We start from the raw sequence: 19,892 nt of genomic DNA on the forward strand, positions 1-19,892 counted from the left end.
ATGCGCTACAGGAGCAGAGAATCAGCGCATCGTCATCATGATGAAGGATTATCGCATGCCTGTTGCTGCTGGCGCATGACCAAAAGGGCATGCAGCATTTCGGTGCTCAGGCCGTGCAGTACCAGGCGGAAACCGGCACGCAGGGTGCTTAGCGGTACCAGCGGGTGTTTGTTGTTGAGCAGGATCAGGTGCTCGGGGGCGCCGAGAATGCGGGCGGCGTAGATGCCGATGGTTTCGTCCAGTTGCAGCGAGTTGCTGGCGCGCCAGAAGTCGTTGTCGGTGAGGAACAGCTGGTACATTGGAGTGAATAGCTCAATGGCGCTCTGCAGGTCGAGGAAGTTGTGCCAGCGGCGGGGCATGCTCTCCAGCGGTACCGGCGGTTCGTGCAGCATGCTGAAATCCGGCTGGGATACCGGTCCCAGTTGCTGCCCATGCTCGCGTAGCGCCCGGTTAAGGCGGATCACGAAGTTGAACAGGTTGAGGTCGTGCTTGAGAAACAGTTCGTCCTTCAATTCGTCGATGGTGACGGGCTTGAGCGGGTTGGTACTGACCGGCTGTGGCGAATTGTGGGCAATGAATTCGAGAATCTGTGCGCCGAGGTGGAAGTGGCGCAGGATCAGCCAGTTGGCTTCCGGCGTGACAAAGTGCTTGAGGCCAAAGGCCAGTAGCCAGTGCAGCAGCCGCGAGGCGGCCCAGCGCCGTGGCAGCACCACCTTCAGCACCTGAATCAGGATGATCAGGGTGCGGGCCAGCGGTCGCAGGAAGGGCAGTACGAACTGGCGCGAGCGGGAGCTGGAGTCACGCAGCCAGGCCCGCTTGACCGGGTCTGGCAGCGGGGTGCTCTGGTCCAGATACAGCGAGAGCCAGGGTGAGGGGTCGCGCGGGTCGTACTCGGTGTCCAGAAAATCCGGTAGCTGCTTCATGCGTCCACGTCCTCCAGTACATGTTCAAACTGCATCAGGTACAGCTGCGCGGTGCGCTCTGCGGTGCGGATGATCTGCTCCGCCACGCGCTCGCCCGGTTCCGCCTGCAGCGCCAGCATCACTGCTCGCAGCCAGCGCTGCAGGTGGTGCTCGTCGTTGCTGCCATGATAATCGAGAAAGCGGTAGGTATTGGGCGGCAGCTGCAGCTGGCTTTTCAGCAGCGGCAACAGCGCGGGGATGATGCGTTGTCCGGTGCCTTCGATAATGTAGATGGCACCCAGCAGACCGATGGGATTCGGCGTGCTGGCCAGCGCGTGCATATAGCTGTTCAAGGCTTCCCCGCCCGCGTTGCGGCGCAAATCCTCTATGCGCTGGGCTTCGCCACCAGCGGCCTGATAATCCTGAAACAGGATGTTGAAGTCAAACTGCTCATCATTGGCGTGCTCGGTAACCAGCTCGCCCAGCGCTTCAAACGGGGCTTGCAGTGAGGCGACTGCTTCACGCATCCACAGGCTGCCTTCTCGTACCTGAGGAATCCAGCAGGCCATCCATTGCCGGTAATCGTTCCACGTGAAACGCTGTTCACGCAGCTTGCGGATCATCGGGGTGCGCCAGGCTCGTGATCGGTAGTCATGCCAGATCACCGCCAGCGCCTGCAGTAGCCGGGAAAGCCGTGGGTCGCTGTGTTGTGGATCATGCGGAGCGGGAACCTCCGCTTCACGCGCGGGCTGGACGAGGGGTTGTGCAACCGGCTTGGGCAGCGGCTGGTCGGCCGCTTCGGCCTCCAGCAGCAGGAAGGCCGTGGTGAAGCGGCCGGATTCCGGGATGTAACAGAACAGGGTGTCGCCAGGCTGCAGGGTGTGCGTTTCCAGAAACTCGGCCAGCATGATGAAGATGGAGGCCGAGCCGGTATTGCCGCGCCATTTCAGATTGCTGTACCAGCGCTCGCGCGGAATGGACAGCTGTGCCTTGGCCATCAGCTCTTCCACCACCGGGATGAAGCGCTCGGAGGAGTAATGGCAGAGGAAGTGGCTGACGCGGTCCGGATGCAGCCAGCCTTCCTGTACCAGCTTCACATACTCATGAATGCCGATGTCGAACAGATGCGGCAGCAGACGAATATCCTGCCGCAAGGAGAGTGCGCCATCACGTTCGGCATCGGCGCAGGAATCGTAGTCGAGGAAGCTCTTGCTGCCGCCTTGCGGCAGGCCAAGCTGCATGCATACCGGGTAATCGCCGGAGAAGGAGCGCTGGTGTACCCATTTCAGGCGCAGGCGTATGCCGTTACGCGCACGAGGGGTGCGGCTGAGCAACATGGCGCCCGCGCCGTCGGAGAGCATCCAGCGCAGGAAATGGGCATCGAAGTCGGCGTGGTAGTCGCGCGGGGCAAAACGGCTTTTCTTGAACATGCGTGACGGCAACTCACTGGCCACCACCAGCGCCCGCTCATGGCTGCCCAGTTCGAGTGCCATGGCAGCATGGCTCAGCGCCGTGACCCCGGAGGCACACACGCCCTGGCTGCTGAGGGTTTCCATCGGCGGGGCCGACAATTCACCCTGGATCAGGTTGGCAAAACCGGGCATCAGCGCATCGCCACCTGAGGAGCCTGCGGCCAGCAAAGTGATGTCGCTGAGCGAGAGTTCGGTTTGCTGTACGGCCCGACGGATGGCCTCTGCCGCCATGGTGGCGTGGGACTGTACGGTTTCCCCTTGCGGGTTGATGGCGTAGTGGCGTTGCTCAATGCCGTTCTCCGCCAGAATGCGCTGCTTGATGCGGTTGGACAGCCGGTTCAGCGGCGCGATGTACTGGTCCATGGCCGTGTTGTCGACCGGTTCGCCTGGCAGATAGTGGCTGGCCGCATCGAGATAGACACGTTGGAAGGGTGTGGGCATGTCAGTCCTCAGTGAGGGGTGAACGTCATCAGGCTTTGACTACGGTAGCGGGGCCAGATCAGCCCCAGCAGGTAGACACGGAACATATAGGGCAGTAGCCCCCGCTCGTTCAGGCGCGGGTCTACCTGATCGCGGTATCGTTGCTGCAAGTGCGTCAGCTGCGACCAGTGCGCCTTGGGGTGGCGGTGGTGGCTGGTATGCAGGCCGATATTGAGCAACAGCGGGTTGATCAGGCCGTCAAAGTTGCGGGCAAAGTTGAGCGGCGAATGTCCATCCGCATGGGCATGCTGCAGGTAGTTGGTGGCCAGTAGCCAGTGCAGGCCGTGAAGCTGCGGCAGCAGCACATAGAGCAGGGTTTTGCCAGGCGACAGCCAGAGCAGCACTCCCCACAGCAACAGCAGCCAGCCGTACTGTAGCAGGCAGGCGCGCCACAGCGCCGGACGGCGATGCTGCAAGCGGCCCAGATAATGCCAGAACAAGGGATAGAGGACCGGAATCACCACCACCGGATGCAGCAGGTAGCCGAGCAGGTGATTGTGGTCGCCGCCAAATCGGTAGGTGCGGGCGACATCCTGCTCACCGTGATGGTAGCGATGATGGTTGGCCACGTGCGCCGGGTGGAACACAAAGGCCGGGTGGCCTTGCAGCAGGCTGACCCACAGCGTGGTCAAGCGATTGAGACCACGATGACGCCACATCGGCAGATGCGAGTGGTTGTGGTTGATCACCCCGATGCCCAGGGTCAGGAACAGCAGCAGCAGGTACAGCGGCAGGCTGAAGCCGTGCCGCCACTGCCAGGCCACCAGCAGGGGGGCGGCCAGCAGGTAGGCCAGGCTCTGCACATCGCGCCGGTTACGCAGCATGGCGTGACTGGTGCGCCTGCAGCACGCGATCCGCTGCATCATCCGGCAAATCGGTATGGAACAGCTGGTCCATGAAGGGCAGCAGGAAGCCGAAATTGCCCCGCGAGCAGGCATGGTGCAGGTGATGACGGCGGCTGGAGGTCAACCAGCTGCGCCCCCCCTGGGCAGGAAACGGGTCATAGTTGGCATGACCGATATTGTTCAGCAACAGGCTGAGCAAAGGCAGCGACAGCATGGCTTGCCAGCTGAAATCATGCACGATCATGGGCAACAGCAACACATTCCCCAGCAGCAAGGCTTCCACCGGGTGGAAGGCGTAGGTGGAGAACGGCGTCGTGACATGGCTGCGGTGATGCTGCACATGAAAACGCGGCAACATCCAGCGGGTATGCAACAAGCGGTGGTTCAGGTAGAAATGGATGTCGTTCCACAGCAGTAAGGCCAGCATTTCCAGCAGGATACGGGGTATCCCGGCATCCATCACAGCGTTTGACCAGCCCAGCTTCAGCACCATCCACGGGAAGACCATGCCGGTGCCAAACAGCAGGATGGACAGGGAGGACCAGCCGATCTCCCGCCAGACCTGCTGTGGCCGCAGGGGACGCGGGTCCAGCACGCGCCCGATGCCCAGAGTGCGCAGCCCCTTTTGCAGCAGCAGGTTGAGCAGGGCAAAACCGAAATAAATGGCGCCGAAAAAAACCACACCGCCCACCATGACCTCAGTCAGCGAAGGTTCGTAGCCATTGGGCAGCAAAACGGGATACATCATCATGATGGCGATTGTACGGGTTGGTGAATGAAGCGGCAGCGTTGCCGCGAGGGTTGCATCTTTTGCGTCTGGCAGGTGCAAGCCATGATACTGGAAGGTATTGCCATGCCCTATTCCTGCTGTCGACCGCCAATGCCTGCTAGGCCCATCAGCATGCGGACACACTGATAAGCCAGCCAAGGTACGATACGGTACCACCAGCGGGATTGCTGAAGGGTGGCCTGATCAATGCGTACGCCATACGCGGCAATCATCTGCCGCAGGTCATCGCGCAAGCTGCGGGCAAAGCCATGATCCTGGACCAGCAGATTGGCTTCCCGCGCCAGAAAAATGGAGAAAGGGTCAATATTACTGGAGCCGACGGTGGCCCAGCGGCCATCCACCACTGCCACCTTGGCGTGCATATAGCCGCGCCGGTACTCCACCACCTCGATACCCGCTGCCAGCAGCTGCCGATACAGGCCTCGACAGGCAAACTGCAGCAAAGCCTGATCCAGCCGCCCCTGTAGCAGCAGGGTGACCTTCACACCGCGACGTGCCGCTGCCAGCAAGGCACGACGAAACTGGAAGCCGGGCAGGAAGTAGGCATTGGCGAGGATGATCTCCTGACGGGCCTGCCGCAGCGCATGCAGGTAGGCGGTTTCAATGGCGCGGCGATGCCGGACATTGTCGCGCACCACCAGTGCCGCCAGCTGCTGGCCCGGGCTTTCGCTGCGGCCATGACGAGGAAGCCGGTGCAGCCAGTGCATGCGGAACTGCAACCAGCACTCGCGCTGCCACAACTGCCGCATCACCCGGCTGATATCGAGGCAGACCGGGCCGCGCACCCGTACTGCATAATCGTAGCGCGGCGGGTCATCTGGCTCGTCGCAGTCGTTGAGGATATTGATGCCACCGATGAAGCCGGTATGGCCATCCACCAGCGCCAGCTTGCGGTGCAGGCGGCGCAAACGCTGCAGATGCAGCCCCCAGCGGTTGATCTCGGGCCGGAAAAACAGCAGGCGTACCCCTGCCGCTGCCAGCGTTTGCCGCAGCGACTCCGGCAAGGCATACGCCCCAAAGCCATCCAGCAGCAGATTGACCTGTACCCCGCGCCGTGCGGCAGCCATCAGGGCATCGGCCACCCGCAGGCCGGTGTCGTCCGCCTCATACAGATAGCTTTCCAGCCACACGCTGTGCTTTGCTGCGTCGATGGCAGCCAGCAGCGCCGGGAAAAACGCCGTCCCGTCACGCAGCAGGGTCAGGCTATGGCCAGAGCGGTACGCCATGTCAGGAGGTCATCTCCAGTAAACCCGGTCGGGCGAGGCCCGCCGGGTTGGCTATGGCGGGCTGTGGACTCAGCGTAGCTGGTCGATGACCGCCGCGATCGGGTGCAGCACCGATGCACCCAGCTGTTTGCTGCGTTCGCCGTTCCAGCCATACAAGGCGTTTGGCCGGTTGGCGTTATCCTTGAACGGCATCTCGATGGTGTAGGCGAGGCAGTCAAAGTAATCCGCAATATGGTTGGTCGACAGGGTCATGTTGGCTTCACCAAAATGATCCCGTTCGTAGCCATAGGTATCCTGAAAATCCGGGTTATGTACCAGCCAGGCCGCCTTGAAGCTGTTTTCCAGTGCTTCACGGCGGGCGTTATAGCCCGGGTTGCCTTCGCTGCCCGCCACAAAGTTGTATGGCAAGGCTTCATCACCGTGGGCGTCCAGATACAGGTCCACGCCAATCTCGCGCATGGCTTCGCGCACCAGCCACACCTCCGGGCTCTTTTCCATCGTCGGGTTGGCCCACTCACGGTTCAGATTGGTGCCAGCGGCATTGGTTCGCAGGTTGCCACGGCAGCTGCCATCCGGATTCATATTGGGCACCACGTAGAAGGTGGCCTTGTCGAGCAAGGCGCCGGCCAAGGCATCCTGCTCGTCCAGCAGGCGTGACAGGGTGCCTTCAACAAACCACTCGGCCATGGTTTCGCCCGGATGCTGGCGAGCGGTTAGCCACACCTTGCGCTTGCCCGGTGCTTCATCGCCGATCACCAGCAGATTGAGGTCGCGGCCATCCAGCGTATTGCCCAGATCACGAACCTTGCAGCGCGGCGAGCTTTGCGCCTGGCCGATCAATTGCAGGTGACGCTCCCAGCTGTACGGCTCGAAATAGGCGTAGTAAATGCTGTCCTCTTCCGGGGTGTGCTGAATGGTCAGTACCTGACCATCGAACTGGGTGGGCACACGGAACCAGTGCTGACGGTCATAACTGGCCACCGCCTGATAGTCCACCCAGCCCTTCGGGTAGGCACATTGTGCGGCATTGAGGAAACGCATCTGGCAGGCCTGCCCGGCAGCACCTTGCAAGCGGAAGTAGAACCATTGGGCGAATTCGGAATTGCTGTCGTGGCGAACCTGCAGGCGGATATCGCCTGCGTGTTCCATGCTGTCTACCACGATGCTGCCGGCGTCAAAACAACTGCTGATTTTCATCGGTTTGTCCATCCTGATCGGTGTGGTCGTGCAGACCGGGTTTTGTTGTTATGGTACGAGCGCTTTTGTGACTGAATTTTACCGAAGTCTAAGCCTGCGGTCGTGCTTTTCGTTGCAGCTGTTGTTGGCGCAGCAAGGCAAGCAGGATCAGTGCTACGCCCAGCCACTGTCCGGCGTGAAGCTGTACGTGAAAGACCTGCCGATCCACCAGCAGGGTGGTGACCGGATACAGATAGGACAACATGGCGATTTCGGCGGCGGGGAGCCGCTGGAAAGCGCGGTACATCAGCAGGTACATGCCTGCGGTGTGCACCAGCCCCAGGATCAGCAGTACTGGCAGGCTGGCCGCAACGGCCATCGGTGACAGCCCCGCTGCAGCCGGGAGGAACATCACGCCACTGAAGCCGAGCTGCAAGGTGGCAATCTGTGCCGGAGGGACCTGCTTGACTTGCCGGATCAGCAACGTCGCCAAGGCATACAGCAAGGCGGCCAGCGCGGCCAGCAGTGGCCCTTGCCACTGGGTATGCTGCCAGTCACCCGGATTCAGGTCACAGGTCAGCAGCACACCGCTCAAGGCCAGCAACAAGCTGCCCCAGATGCCTGCAGGCAACCGTTCGCCTTGCCAGCGCGCGGCCAGTATCAACAGCAGCAGGGGTTGCAGATGGTAGACCAGAGTCACCACGGACAGACTGCTGTAACGGTAGGCGCTGAACAGCGCCAGCCAGTTGAGGCTGAGCGCGAGCCCACCCAGCAGGATCCAGCCCAGTGCGGCGCGGCTCAAAGGTTGCCACTGGCGGCGTAGCAGCAGCCAGCAGGCCAAGGCCATGGCGCCGATCAGGCAACGGAACAGCACGACCGTCGCGGGGGCTTGCCCGGAAACGGTTACCGCCCAGCCGATGGTGCCGGAGAGCAGCATGGACAGGACCATGCACAGACGGTCAGTCAGGGTAGTAGCAGGCATGATGGTCACTCGTTGAGAAGATGCGGTATTGTCTTTTGTTTCCTTGTGGTGAAAAATCCATTTTCAGGAACAATATTGTTTCTCATGGAGACATAAAACGTGCAGTACCTGAGTGACATGCTGGTGTTTGCCCGGGTGGTGGAGCTGGGCAGCTTTCACAAAGCCGCAGACCATCTGGGTGTGCAGCCGCCCGCGATCAGCAAGAGTGTGTCGAGGCTGGAGCGGCAGCTGGGCGTTAAATTGTTGCACCGGACCACCCGCAGTCTGGCGGTGACCGAGATCGGGCAGTCGGTGTACCAGGGCTGTGCCGACATGGCGAATGCCGCGCAAAATGTACTGTCGCTCGCTGGGGCGTATGCGGAGGTGCCGCGCGGGCGTTTGCAGGTGAGTGCACCCGCCGTGCTGGGGGAGTACTGGCTGGCCCCGCTGTTGCCACCGCTGCTGGCACGCTATCCGCAGCTGGACCTGCATGTGTCCTTGCAGGATCGTTATGTGGACTTGCTGAACGAGGGGGTGGACGTGGCCATCCGCATTGCGCGGCAGCTACCGCAAGGTGTGGTGGCCAGGCCCATCCGGCAGTTTCGCTACCTGCTGGTCGCGCGTGCCGGCTGGCTGTCTGCCGAGGCTCGGCAAGACCCGAGCATCCTCACCCAGTGGCCGACCCTGCATCTGGGTGAAGGCCCTTATCGGAATCAGCTGAACGTGCTGCATGCGGGGCAAGCCCGGCAGGTGCAGCTGCATAGCCGTTTGACCATCAACAACAGCCTGGCGTTATTGAACGCTTTGCCACAAATGGACGCGCTGGCGCTGGTGCCGGAGTTTGCAGCGGCACCCGCGCTGCAGCGGGGAGAGCTGGTCGAGGTACTGTCGGCGTGTGCTTTGCAGGACGACTACGCCCCACGCACCATCTATGCAGTTTATCCGGCGGGACGACATGTGCCGCTCAAGGTCCGTGTCTTGATCGACCATCTGTTGCAGTCCGATGGACAGCAGACCTTCCGCTAGCGTACACGTAAGCCGTGCGGGGCCTTACTGACGTACCGGGCGCTTGCCGAGTTTGCGCTGCAGGGTGCGGCGGTGCATGTTCAGTGCCCGTGCGGTGGCCGAGATATTGCCCTCATGCTCGGCCAGCACCTTCTGGATGTGCTCCCACTCCAGCCGTTCTACCGACATCGGCTGACGGGTGACTTCCAGCTGCTCGTCGCCATGCACCTTGCCAAAAGCACTGATGATGTCGTCCAGGCTGGCGGGCTTGGGCAGGTAATGGGTGGCGCCCAGTTTGATGGCTTCCACCGCGGTACTGATGCTGGCAAAGCCAGTCAACATCACGATACGGCAATCCGGATGCAGGATGCGCAGTCGTGGAATCAGGGTGAGGCCACTCTCTCCGCCCATTTTCAGGTCGAGCAACGCATGATCAGGCTTGACGCCACTGCTGAGCAGCCACTGCTCGGCGGCCTCACTGCTGTTGCAGCTGTAGACCTGATAGCCTCGCTTGCTCAGGCCGCGTTCTGCCACCATGCGGAAGGCATCGTCATCATCCACCAGCAGGAGCTGTTTGATGGGTGATTTCATGTGGATTCTCCCATGAGGGCCAACCGACTCCACGGCAAGTGAATGTCGCAACAAACGCCCCCTTTGGGCGGACTGGTGAGCCGGACCTCTCCGCCCAGCTGCTCAATGCTGGCGTTGGACAGTAACAGGCCGACGCCCATGCCGCCCTTGCTGCTGTAGATCCCCTGCCCGGCCCGTTCTCTGGCCTCGTCGTCCAGACCGGGACCATGATCGCGAATATGCAGCAGCAAGGCCTCTGCATTGACGTCCAGTCGCAGCTCAATGGGGTTGTTGCTCAAGCCATGCTGAGCATCTGCCGCATTGTTGAGCAGATTGAGCAGGGCCTGATTCAGGGTTTCTGGCCAGTGTACCTGCCGGTCAGGGCGTGGCTCGGGCCAATGCAAGGTCAGTGCCACGGTGGGGCGCAGCAAGGCCCAGCGCTCTGCGAGTTGCAGAATGGCTTGCGTGACGCTGGCATCTTGCGCGGCCTCACGCGGATGGCTGGCGCGGCGGCTGAGGGTGGACAGGCTTTGCCGGCATTGGGCCAGTTGCTGCTGCATTAGCTGCACATCGGCTTGCAGCGCTGCAGGCACACTGTCTGCCAGTTCGTCCGCCAGCAACTGCAGGGTGTTGAGCGGCGTACCCAGCTCGTGTGCTGCTCCGGCTGCCAGCGTACCCAGTGCGATCAATTGCTCATCGCGCAAGGTCTTTTCCCGGGCCGCAGCCAGCTGAGCATCGCGCTGGCGCAGGCTGCGGGCCATGCGCGACACAAACCACACCAGCAGTACAGCGCTGAACAGGAAGGTCAGCCCCATGCCCAGCCGGTGCAGCAGCCATGCCTGCAAGGGCTCGGCCTGAGCCTGGATCAGCGGCACATGGTAAAACACCAGCAGGCCATAGCTGATGACAGCCAGCAGCAGTAGCAAGCTGGCGCGCCAGGCAGAGAGCAAGGTGGCCCCAAGGGTAACCGGCAGCAGCAGCAGGGAGGCCAGCGGGTTGCTGGCGCCATCGGCAAAGAACAGCACCATCCCCAGGGCGGTTTCGTCGATGACCAGCTGCAACAACAGCTCGCTTTCCCGTACCGCCCAACCCTTGCGGGCACCTTGCAGGCGCAGCCAGGTCAGGATATTGAACAGGGTCAGCAGAATGCCGATGACCAGTAGCGGCGCATCAGGCAGCTGTAATCGCCACTGCCAGCTCGCCAGGCTGCTGACCAGCAGCAACAGGCCCAGATTCAGCCAGCGCAGCCAGACCAGCCGCGCCAGGTTGGCCTCGTTGGGCCGATTGCTGTGGATGGAGAGCAAAGAAAGCAGCTTCATGCGCCTATTCTACCGCGCTACGCGGATACCGGCTGCGACATACTGACTCAGTTACAATATCGCATGTCCTCCCGTTCCCGTCTGTGTCTGGCGCTGCTACTGGCCTTGCTGTTGCATGGCCTGCTGCTGCTATGGTCGCGGCCTGCACCGGTTCCGCGTCTGCATGTTGAATTGCAGCTGCGCACGGCCAGTGCACCGGTGACGCTACCCGTTCATCCTGACCCGCCGTCACAGACACCAGCACGCCATACACCCAAAGTAGCGCAGCAGGCCGAGCATCCGGGGGGCGCTGCTGCCCATCCGTCACGGTATTCTTCACCCCCGCTGGTACAGCAGTCGAAGGGGCCTGTTGTGGTAGCGGGTGCGACTGTACCTGCGCCCGCGCCACAGGTCGAGACAGCGCCGGAAAGCCGACCAACGGGCCATGGCGCGGCCACACCGCTCTCACCAGCTGCAGGCCCTTTGACTGAGGATATGCCGGATCACCCGGCACGGGCTCGTTGTCGACCTGTGATCCGTTACCCTGTGGTGTCCCGTGAGCTGGAGGAACAAGGGGTGGTGGTCGCCAGTGTGCGGGTAGACGCGCAGGGCGGGGTGCAGGAGGTCCGCTTGCAGCAATCCAGCGGTGCCGCCCGGCTGGACCGGACGCTGCTGGACAGTGTGCCGATGTGGCAGTTTGAGCCTGCTCGGCAGCAAGGGCGGGCCGAGGGGGGCACCGTGTTGCTGCGCTTTGTGTTTCAGCTGCAAGAGGGCAGCGGCGGTGAGGGCCACGCGGGATCGTCGGTGCGCGTGTGTGGCGGTTGAAACACAACGGGGCCCGACGGCCCCGTTGTGACTGGAGGATCCGGCAAAGCGGATCACGCCAATGCGGCTTCCTTCTGCTTGAGGAACTGCTGGATGTAACCCAGCAATTCTTCTTCCTGATAAGGCTTGCCCAGGAACAGATTTACGCCCAGCTCTTGTGCCACCTTGCGGTGTTTGTCGGCGGTGCGCGAGGAGATCATGATGATCGGGATACCTTGCGTTTCCGCGTTGCTGCGCACGTTCCGGGTCAGTTCAAAGCCATCCATGCGCGGCATTTCGATGTCCACCAGCATCACATCCGGCTTGTAGTCCTGAATCTGCTGCAGGGCATCGACCCCGTCCTTGGCGGTCATCACCGCATAACCCTGGCGCTCCAGCAGGCGGCCAGTGATTTTGCGCACCGTCAGCGAATCATCGACCACCAGCACATGTGGTTGCGTCTGCAGCGGGGCTTCCACCACTACAGTGCTGCTGTCGATGCTGGCCTGATGACGGGCCAGGCGGTCGGCATGGGTGGCCAGATCCACCGGGTTGATGATCAGCAGGATCTCGCCGGAACCCAGCACGGTTGCACCGGATACCCCGATCACCCGAGCCAGCTGTGGCCCGATGTTCTTCACCACCACTTCCTGGTTACGTGTCAGCTGGTCTACGTGCAAGGCCACGGTACGGTTGGCGCTTTGCAGCAGCACCACGGTGTTGTAGCGGTGCAGCTCGGGCAGCGTGGTTTCATCACCCAGCAGGCGCGGCAAGTACCAGAACGGATAATCCTTGTCCTGCCAGTGGATGCTTTGCTCAGCATAAGCCTTGTTCAGCGCATCCACTTTCAGTTCCTGCACTTGGGCGACCAGGCCGGATGGAATGGCATAGCGCTGGCTGCCTACGGTAACCATTACCGTTTGCGTCACCGCCAGGGTCAGCGGCAAGTGCAGGGTGAAGGTGGTACCTTGACCCAGGCGGGAGCTGACTTCCACCCGCCCGCCGAGGTCTTCGATTTCGGTTTTCACCACATCCATGCCGACGCCACGACCCGACAGCTGGGTAATCTGGCTGGCGGTCGAGAAGCCCGGGTGGAAAATCAAACCCAGCAATTCACTGTCGCTGTAGCTACGATCCGCTTCAATCAGACCCTGCTCCAGCCCCTTTTGTCGCAGGCGCTGCGGATCCATCCCGGCCCCGTCGTCCGACAGGGTCAGAATCATTTCATTGCCTTCCTGGCGTGCCTGGATCAGGATTTCACCGATCTCCGGCTTGCCCGCAGCCTGTCGTGCCTCGCGGGACTCCAGTCCATGGTCAATGGCGTTACGCAGCATGTGCTCGAACGGACCGGTCATCTTTTCCAGCACTGAACGGTCCAGCTCCACCCGCGCACCCTTGATTTCCAGGTTGGCCTTCTTGCCCAGATCCTTGGCGGTCTGCCGCACGATACGGTACAGACGGTCGGTCAGCGTGGCCAGCGGCACCGTGCGAATCCGCATCAGCGATTGCTGCAGATCACGGGTTTGCCGCGCCTGCGCCAGCAGGGCGGCTTCACTGTCGTCCACGTTTTTCAGCAAGTTGTGCTGCACGGTGGACACGTCGTTCACCGATTCGGCCAGCAAACGGGTCAGCTCCTGCAGGCGGGTAAAGCGGTCGAACTCCAGCGGGTCGAACGATTCATCCTGATCGTGCAGCAGCGACAGCCGCGACTGCATTTGCGACTCGGCCTGAATTTCCAGCTCACGCAGCTGGCTGCGCAGACGGTTGACGTTATCGGTCAGTTCCAGCAGCGAACCCCGCAACGAACGCACTTCTGCATCGATCCGGGCGCGGGCGATACTGACCTCACCGGCCTCATTCACCAGGCGGTCAATCAGGTCGGCACGCACCCGCAGGTTGCGTGCTTCGGTATCCGCTGCACCATCCTGCTGCGATGTGGCGGCAGCGGCACTGGCCACGACAGCACCCGCTTCTGCTGCGGGTACCGGCGCTTCCGGCGTGGTGCTTTCACCGCGCTGCAGGCGGTCCAGCATGGCCGACAGCGTATCGAACTCGGTATCCAGCGCATCAAACAGCGCGGTATCGTACAGGCCAATCTGCTCTGCCTGCTGCACCCGGGTTTCCAGACCGTGGGCCAGCTCACCCATCTGCATGGCACCGGCCATCCGCGCGCTGCCCTTGACCGTATGCAGGGTACGCAGCAATTGCTGAGGATGGGTCTTGTCCTGAGGGGCCGCTCGCCATTGCCGCAAGGCATCACCAATTTGCGGCAGCAGCTCGTGTCCTTCTTCCAGGAAGATGGGCAGCAGCTGCTCGTCGATATCGTCAATGGCGGAGGGAGCATCCTCGCTATGCGGGATGTGCTCAGGGCGCGCTGCTGCTGCGAGCGCCGCGGTCACGGCGATCAGCGATTGCTCGGTTTCGGCGGCGACAGGCGCAGGCAAAGCCTCTGCTGTCGGCTCCATGGGCTCCGCAACCGCCATCTCCACCGCATCGGGCAGGCTCAAGGCGTCCATGTCCAGCGCGTCATCCACGAGCGGCTCGGCGTCGGTGGCTTCCGGGCTGACTGCTGCGTCGAGCTCAGGCAGCAGATCATCTGCCAGCAGCCCGGTTTCGAGCTCGTCGCCGAGCGTCATATCCGTCTGCTCAACGATTTCGGCAGCCGATGCCGTGGCATCAACCGTCAGGTCGCTGGTAACCGACTCCAGGGCAGGCAAGTCGCTGTCCAGCTGAATGGTTTCGACCTGAACGTGATCCTGTTCCGGGCTATCCAGCTGCAATTCCAGCGAATCCAGCTCTGCTTCCAGCTGTGCCAGCGAGGAGTCCACGGGGACATCCACCCGCTCGGGGATGTCCAGACCCGGTACTTCTGTGTGGATGTCCTGTATAGCATCGGCACCGTCGTCATCCAGCTCGAAGTGCAGCGCTTCAACCGCCTCATCCGGCAGCACGGGGGCGTCCAGAGTGGGGGTATCTTCCACTGCATTGAGGAGTGGCGCGGTATCGGGCAGGTCGAACTGGAAGTCATCCGCATCAGTAGCCAAGGCCGGTGCGTCCAGGCTGAGGGTGTCGTCCAGCTGCAGGACGGGTGCTGCTTCGTCCAGTTCAAAATGCAGTTCCGCTGCTTCGTCATCCTGCTCCGGTGCATCCTGTACCGGGGCGGTATCCTGCGCCAGCAATGGCGCCGTGTCCGGCAGCTCGAAATGCAGTTCTTCTTCCGTGGGGCTTGCCTCTGTGTCCACAGGCAGCTCAAGCTCGAAACCATCGCTGGTTTGCAGCTGTGCTTCCAGCGAGGGGACGCTGTCCTCACCCTGCTGCGCGCGCAAGTGCGCAATCAGCCAGTCGGCCGGGGTGGGGGCCTGCTTTTCCTCTACCTCGCCAACCATCTGGTGCAGTGAGGCAATGCTTTCCGCCACCAGCGACAGCTGGCCTTGACCCAAGCCCTCTCCCAGCCGCTGCTGCGACAGGAAGAATTGTTCCAGCGCGTCGGCCAGACTGCCAATATCGCCAAAACCGGCGGTATGGCCAATGCCACGCAAGGTATGCGCGGCATGGCTGGCTTCACTGGCGACAGGCGCACCATTGCTCATGGCGGCCAGTTGTTGATCCAGGGTCTGCAGGTGACGCTTGGCCTCAACGGTGAAAATGTAGAACAGGGAGGCAGAGATGGTGACGCTGCCAATCTGGAATTCACTCGGCTCAGACGGCTCGTCGCCACTGTCTTCCGTAACCACGGGCGGCGCATCCGCTTCCACAGCGGGTAGCGTTGCTTCCGGTTCCTCATCCAGCTCCAGCGAAGGCAGGTGGTCCAGCGACGGCAATGCGGTATCGCTGGCCGTTGCCTCGTGTACCGGCACTTCCGGCATGGGGCCGCCTTGCCAGTTACGGAAGGCGTCTGCCAAGGCGAGGATTTCGCTGGCCTCAACCGCAGCGCGGCCTTCGGCTTGCAGCTCAGCTACCCAGCCCGCAAAGGCATGCCGGTTCAGGGTGATGAAATCCAGCAAGGGCTCATTAGCCGGGCGATCTTCCTGCAGCCACTTGTTCATGACCCCTTCTACCGCCCAGGCGACATCGCCCAGCTGGGTCAGGCCCACCATGCGACCACTGCCCTTCAGGGTATGGAAGCTGCGGCGGATCACGGTCAAGCTGTCGCGGTTGTGCGGGTCACTGCGGCAAGTTGCAATATGTTCGTCGAGGCTGTCCAGAATTTCGCCAGCCTCTTCCAGATAGATTTCCAGCAACTCGGCATCTGGCGCTTCGTCCCACACCACCTCCACCGCAGGTGCAGGGCTCTCTGCCACGACCGGCTCAGCGGCGAGGTCGGGCAACGGTGCCAGCAGGATATCTTCTGCAGGGGCTTCGGGTTCGAACGGAATATCCAGCGACAAGGCGGGCAACTCGTCCAGAACCTCCGGCGTATGGGCTGCGGCGGCAGGCTCAGTGGTAACGGGCGCGGCGGGCTGCAGGAACGGTGCCAGAATGCTGGCAGCGTCACTGCGCTGGTTCTGCAGCGCTTCAACATAGAAACCCAGGGCAGACAGCGACTCCGCCAGCCATTCCATTTCCTGCGCGGGCGGCGTTTGCTCGTTTGCCAGCCATTGGCGCAGCAGCGCACGGCTTTGTTGCAGCAGGCCACCCCCTTCGGTTGCGCCCATCATCAGCAGGGCGCCGTCGATCTGATGCAGCAAGGGGTCGACACCCGGCAGCGCATCACGTTTGGCCGGGTCACGGAAGAAGTGGTCGAGGTGCTGCTCAACCTGTTGCAGGTTGCTGAGGATTTCATGCGCGACTTGCGCCATCAGCAATTTTTCCTGCGCACGACGGCTCAGGTCGTCCAGCATCGGCGCGTCGTCATCCTGGGCATCCGGGCTGTGCAGACGCTTGAGGATGTGGGCGACATGCTGCGACAGGTCGGACGACAGCTGCGGGTACTGCTGCAGCGCGTTCTCCGCCAGCAGCAAGGCTGTCGCCATGTCCATCGACTGGCGCTCGTTCAGGCTGTCATGACCGCTCATGACGTCGGCCAGGCCGCTGAACAGCTGGGTCAGCTCTTCCAGAGAGGCTTCACGGTGGCTGCTGGCCAGCTTGTCCAGTTGCTGACGGAACAGCGGCAAACGGTCTTGTTGGCCCGTGGTGACACGCATCCACAAATCTTTGGCCTGCTCCAGCTGCTCGCGCAGGGTACGCAGTTGCTGGGCGCTCAAAGTCTGCAGTGCTTGCCCATCGGCGGCTGACAGCAGGCTGCCGAGCTGATAGGTGTCACGAATCAGTTGTACCGTGCTGTCCTGACTGGGAGACACCCCGATCAGGTACAGCATCTGCCGCATCAGGGTATCGGAAACCTTGTTGCTGCCCTCGGTGACACGCCGGATCTGCTGGTCCAGGCGGGACAGTAGCGGTTTGCCTTGTTGCAGCAAATGGTTGTGCCCGGCCATGGCCTGTACAAAGCCGCTGGCGACCCACCAGAAGGCGCGCTGTGCACTGCCAGACTGGATGGCGGACAATTGTGCCAGGGGGCTGGCCAGTTCTTGCAGGGCTTCCGCTGTCGGGTTTTTCAGCCAGCGCAACAGGCCTTGCTGGTAACGGGCACGGCAGGCGCGGCTACGTTCACGGGCGACATCGGCAGCGGCAGCCTGGTTGGGGACCTGGTCTGGCAAGCTCACCGACAGGTCCGGATAAAACAGGTCGCTCTCGCTGAACTGCTGGCTGCCACGAGCGTCATGCAGGGCTTTGTAGCTGCCAAACAGGTGCAGCGTGGAATTGGGCGCCCCATCGACCAGTGCTGCGATGAATTCGGTGACCTGACCCAGCGCGGTTTGCAGCAAGTCCAGGCTGCTGCTACGGGCAGCATCCTGCTCCGGCAACTGGGCGAGCAAGCCTTCAATGGCTTGGGTAAAGCTGGTTAAACCAGCCAGTCCGACCATTTCCAGCGCACCGGTGACCTGGTGCACGTGGGTCTGGGCAAATTTCAGTTGGGTATCGTCGCCGGGGTTGCTGCTGTAATTGTGCAAATGCTGGCGAGCGTGACCAATGGCGCTGTCAATCTCGGCCTTGACCCAGATCAACGAACCCACGTCGAAGTCGAGTGTACTCATGCGAGTGGTTCCGGCAGGTTATGGGTGCACCCCGCCGATGCAGGGTGCGCCATGGCATCAGGCGAGCTTGAAGCCAGCCACCGAGCCCTTCAGTTCAGCTGCCAGTCCGGACAGCTGGCCGATGGACTCGGCGGTCTGTTTGGTGCCGTCCGTGGTTTGTTCAGTAATGGTCAGAATGTGCTGCATGTTGCCGGACACCTGTTCCGCCATTTGCGTTTGTTCCTTGGTGGCAGACGAGATGGAGTCAATCAGCGAGGCCAGGTTGTTCGACACGCGGCCGATTTCCTGCAGCGCCTGACCGGCGGCGTCAGACAGCTTGGCCCCTTCCACCACACCCTGGGTGGACAGTTCCATGGCGGCCACTGCGTCCTGGGTATCGGTCTGAATGGTCTTCACAATCGCCGAGATCTGCTTGGTTGCTTCGGCGGAGCGTTCAGCCAGCCGCTGCACTTCTTCGGCCACCACCGTGAAGCCTCGACCGGCTTCACCGGCGGATGCAGCCTGAATGGCAGCGTTCAGTGCCAGCACGTTGGTCTGCTCGGTAATGTCGGAAATCAGTTCCACGATTTCACCAATTTCCTGCGAGCTTTCACCCAGCCGCTTGATCCGCTTGGAGGTTTCCTGAATCTGCTCACGAATTTCGTTCATGCCCTTGATGGAGTTTTCCACCGCCTGGGTGCCTTTTTCTGCAGCACTCAGCGACATCTGGGCCACGCGGGCGGATTCCACCGCGTTGCTGGCCACGTTCTGGATGGACTCGGCCATGTAGCGCACCGAGATGTTGGTATCCATGATCTCGTTGGCCTGCGTTTCCGTGGCGTTCAGCAGCTGGTCGGAAATCGAGCGGGCTTGCTGGGTCGCCGAGGTCACCTGGTCGGTGGCGCGGTTGATACCGGTAATCAGCGAGCGCAGCTCGTCAATCGTGTAGTTCATGGAGTCGGCGATGGCGCCGGTCAGGTCTTCCGTCACCGAAGCGCGCACCGTCAGGTCACCATCAGCGAGGTCGGACATTTCGTTCAGCAAGCGCAAAATGGCTTCCTGGTTACGCTTGTTTTCAGCTTCGGTTTCATCCGCGCGCTTTTGAATTTCACGGCTGTAAGCGATACCGAACAGGATCAGACCCAGCAGGGCCACCAGCACCCCGGCAATCTGCGCTGCAAACAGCGGCTGGCTGGAGCTGTTGGCCTCATACAGGGCGGTCAGTTCGCGCAGCTTGTTCAGCAAGGGTTCCGAGCTGGTAAACACTTGCTGGGAGGCGAGCTTGGAGTTCACTAGGTTCTGCATGTTTTGCGAGAACAAGGTCACCGCCGCTTCATACGGCTGGAACACCCGCTTGATGTCGTTCAGCTTTTCCACCACATCCGGGTTGTCCGCTGCCACCAGCTTCAGGTCTTCGTTACCAGCCATGAAGCCTTCCAGCGTATCGCGGAAGGTGTTGGTGTCCTTGCCCAGCATGAACACGATTTCCGGGCTGATGGTCGGCTCAGCCAACATCGCGTTGGCGTTCTTGGACATCCGCTGGGTCAGCATCACCTGCTGGTTAGCCAGCGACAGGTGACGGGCATCCGCATTGTTTTGTTGCAGCAGGGCCACCAGCTGCTGCGACAGTTCCAGCAGTTCGGTATCCGAGGTGTTGATGTAGGACACCGACTGCGTCATCTGACGCAGGACCTTCTTTTCCTTCAGGATGGTCGACACGTTCGGGCTATCGGATTCCGCGAACGACTTCTTCCAGATGTCCTCAATCTGCTTCAGCGCTGCTTGCTGGTCCGCTTCCGGGGATGCCGGCACGGCTTCAGCTTTATCCTTGCTGCAGGCTGAGCCACCATCCTTCAGCTTTTGCAGTTCGCACTTGAACTCCTTGAAGGCCGCGTCCAGCTGGTCGAAGGCCACCGCGTTACCCTTGGTGGCTTCAGACGACGCCACCGCCAGACGTTGCGACAACATCTGCATCTCGGTGGAGGTGGTGATGTAGTTGGCGTAGTTGTTGGAGCGAATCCGGTCAACCACCACCGCCGCACCAAAGCCAATCAGGCCGACGGCCAGCAGGGTCAGGGAGATGCCTTGCAGACCGGTCGGCAGACGGGACAACAGCGAAGCGCCCTTCTGTTCCGACTTGGGTGTGACCAGGCTATCCATGATGGATGTGGTGCTCATCGGTTCAAACCGGGATGCGCCTTGTGCATCGCCGGCGTTGGCGTTCTTGTCGGACTTGCGTTTGCCGAAGCTGAGCTTCATGGTGATTCCCCCTGCTGGACCGCCGTATGG

At 61.7% G+C, this 19,892-nt stretch carries 13 protein-coding genes; 2 read left to right on the top strand and 11 right to left on the bottom strand.

The window, feature by feature from the left end; translation table 11 throughout:
• Positions 1-35 precede the first annotated feature (35 nt).
• The 7 genes from ACE3O2_RS15680 to ACE3O2_RS15710 all read right to left on the bottom strand — a co-directional run bounded on the left by ACE3O2_RS15680 (position 36) and on the right by ACE3O2_RS15710 (position 7,873).
• On the bottom strand, positions 36-923 hold the full coding sequence (locus ACE3O2_RS15680) for a hypothetical protein (RefSeq protein ID WP_374339078.1): 888 nt from the start codon (positions 921-923) through the stop codon (positions 36-38).
• Positions 920-2,815 carry an iron-containing redox enzyme family protein gene (locus ACE3O2_RS15685; RefSeq protein WP_374339080.1) on the bottom strand — a complete coding sequence of 632 codons (1,896 nt, stop codon included), beginning with the start codon at positions 2,813-2,815 and terminating at the stop codon, positions 920-922. Before ACE3O2_RS15685 ends, ACE3O2_RS15680 begins: the two co-directional genes overlap by 4 nt.
• An 8-nt stretch (positions 2,816-2,823) precedes the next feature.
• Positions 2,824-3,678 (bottom strand): fatty acid desaturase, encoded by an 855-nt coding sequence (locus ACE3O2_RS15690; RefSeq protein WP_374339082.1) that lies wholly within the window; start codon positions 3,676-3,678, stop codon positions 2,824-2,826.
• Complete coding sequence (locus ACE3O2_RS15695) at positions 3,668-4,450, bottom strand: sterol desaturase family protein (protein ID WP_374339084.1); 783 nt, start codon at positions 4,448-4,450, stop codon at positions 3,668-3,670. The genes ACE3O2_RS15690 and ACE3O2_RS15695 overlap by 11 nt, the downstream gene beginning before the upstream one ends.
• 107 nt (positions 4,451-4,557) lie before the next feature.
• Positions 4,558-5,715, bottom strand: a complete 1,158-nt coding sequence (gene clsB / locus ACE3O2_RS15700; RefSeq protein ID WP_374339086.1) for a cardiolipin synthase ClsB — start codon at positions 5,713-5,715, stop codon at positions 4,558-4,560.
• A gap of 69 nt (positions 5,716-5,784) precedes the next feature.
• The gene (locus ACE3O2_RS15705; protein ID WP_374339088.1) at positions 5,785-6,912 is read right to left on the bottom strand and encodes a M14-type cytosolic carboxypeptidase; all 1,128 of its coding nucleotides are present in this window, start codon (positions 6,910-6,912) and stop codon (positions 5,785-5,787) included.
• Between the two features lie 88 nt (positions 6,913-7,000).
• Complete coding sequence (locus ACE3O2_RS15710) at positions 7,001-7,873, bottom strand: DMT family transporter (protein ID WP_374339090.1); 873 nt, start codon at positions 7,871-7,873, stop codon at positions 7,001-7,003.
• Between the two features lie 99 nt (positions 7,874-7,972).
• Here ACE3O2_RS15710 and ACE3O2_RS15715 point away from each other — a divergent pair, with 99 nt between their 5' ends.
• Positions 7,973-8,878 (top strand): LysR family transcriptional regulator, encoded by a 906-nt coding sequence (locus ACE3O2_RS15715; RefSeq protein WP_374339092.1) that lies wholly within the window; start codon positions 7,973-7,975, stop codon positions 8,876-8,878.
• A gap of 24 nt (positions 8,879-8,902) precedes the next feature.
• On the opposite strand, the gene ACE3O2_RS15720 is transcribed toward ACE3O2_RS15715, so the two are convergent.
• Together ACE3O2_RS15720 and ACE3O2_RS15725 are read right to left on the bottom strand one after the other, a co-directional pair.
• Entirely contained in the window at positions 8,903-9,448 is a 546-nt protein-coding gene (locus tag ACE3O2_RS15720; protein WP_374339094.1) for a response regulator transcription factor, read from the bottom strand.
• A complete protein-coding gene (locus ACE3O2_RS15725; protein WP_374339096.1) occupies positions 9,445-10,746 on the bottom strand; it encodes an ATP-binding protein in 1,302 nt (433 codons plus the stop codon). Before ACE3O2_RS15725 ends, ACE3O2_RS15720 begins: the two co-directional genes overlap by 4 nt.
• A gap of 63 nt (positions 10,747-10,809) precedes the next feature.
• On the opposite strand from ACE3O2_RS15725, the gene ACE3O2_RS15730 reads away from it, so the two are divergent.
• Positions 10,810-11,550: an energy transducer TonB gene (locus ACE3O2_RS15730; RefSeq protein WP_374339098.1), complete on the top strand. Its 741-nt coding sequence runs from the start codon at positions 10,810-10,812 to the stop codon at positions 11,548-11,550.
• Between the two features lie 53 nt (positions 11,551-11,603).
• Here the strand turns inward: ACE3O2_RS15730 and ACE3O2_RS15735 are convergent, their stop codons facing one another.
• On the bottom strand, positions 11,604-17,624 hold the full coding sequence (locus tag ACE3O2_RS15735; RefSeq protein ID WP_374339100.1) for an Hpt domain-containing protein: 6,021 nt from the start codon (positions 17,622-17,624) through the stop codon (positions 11,604-11,606).
• A 57-nt stretch (positions 17,625-17,681) separates the two neighbouring features.
• Positions 17,682-19,862, bottom strand: coding sequence for a methyl-accepting chemotaxis protein (locus tag ACE3O2_RS15740; protein ID WP_374339102.1), 2,181 nt, complete (start codon positions 19,860-19,862; stop codon positions 17,682-17,684).
• Positions 19,863-19,892 lie beyond the last annotated feature (30 nt).

Source organism: Leeia sp., from assembly GCF_041909055.1.
GTDB classification, from domain to species: Bacteria; Pseudomonadota; Gammaproteobacteria; order Burkholderiales; family Leeiaceae; genus Leeia; species Leeia aquatica.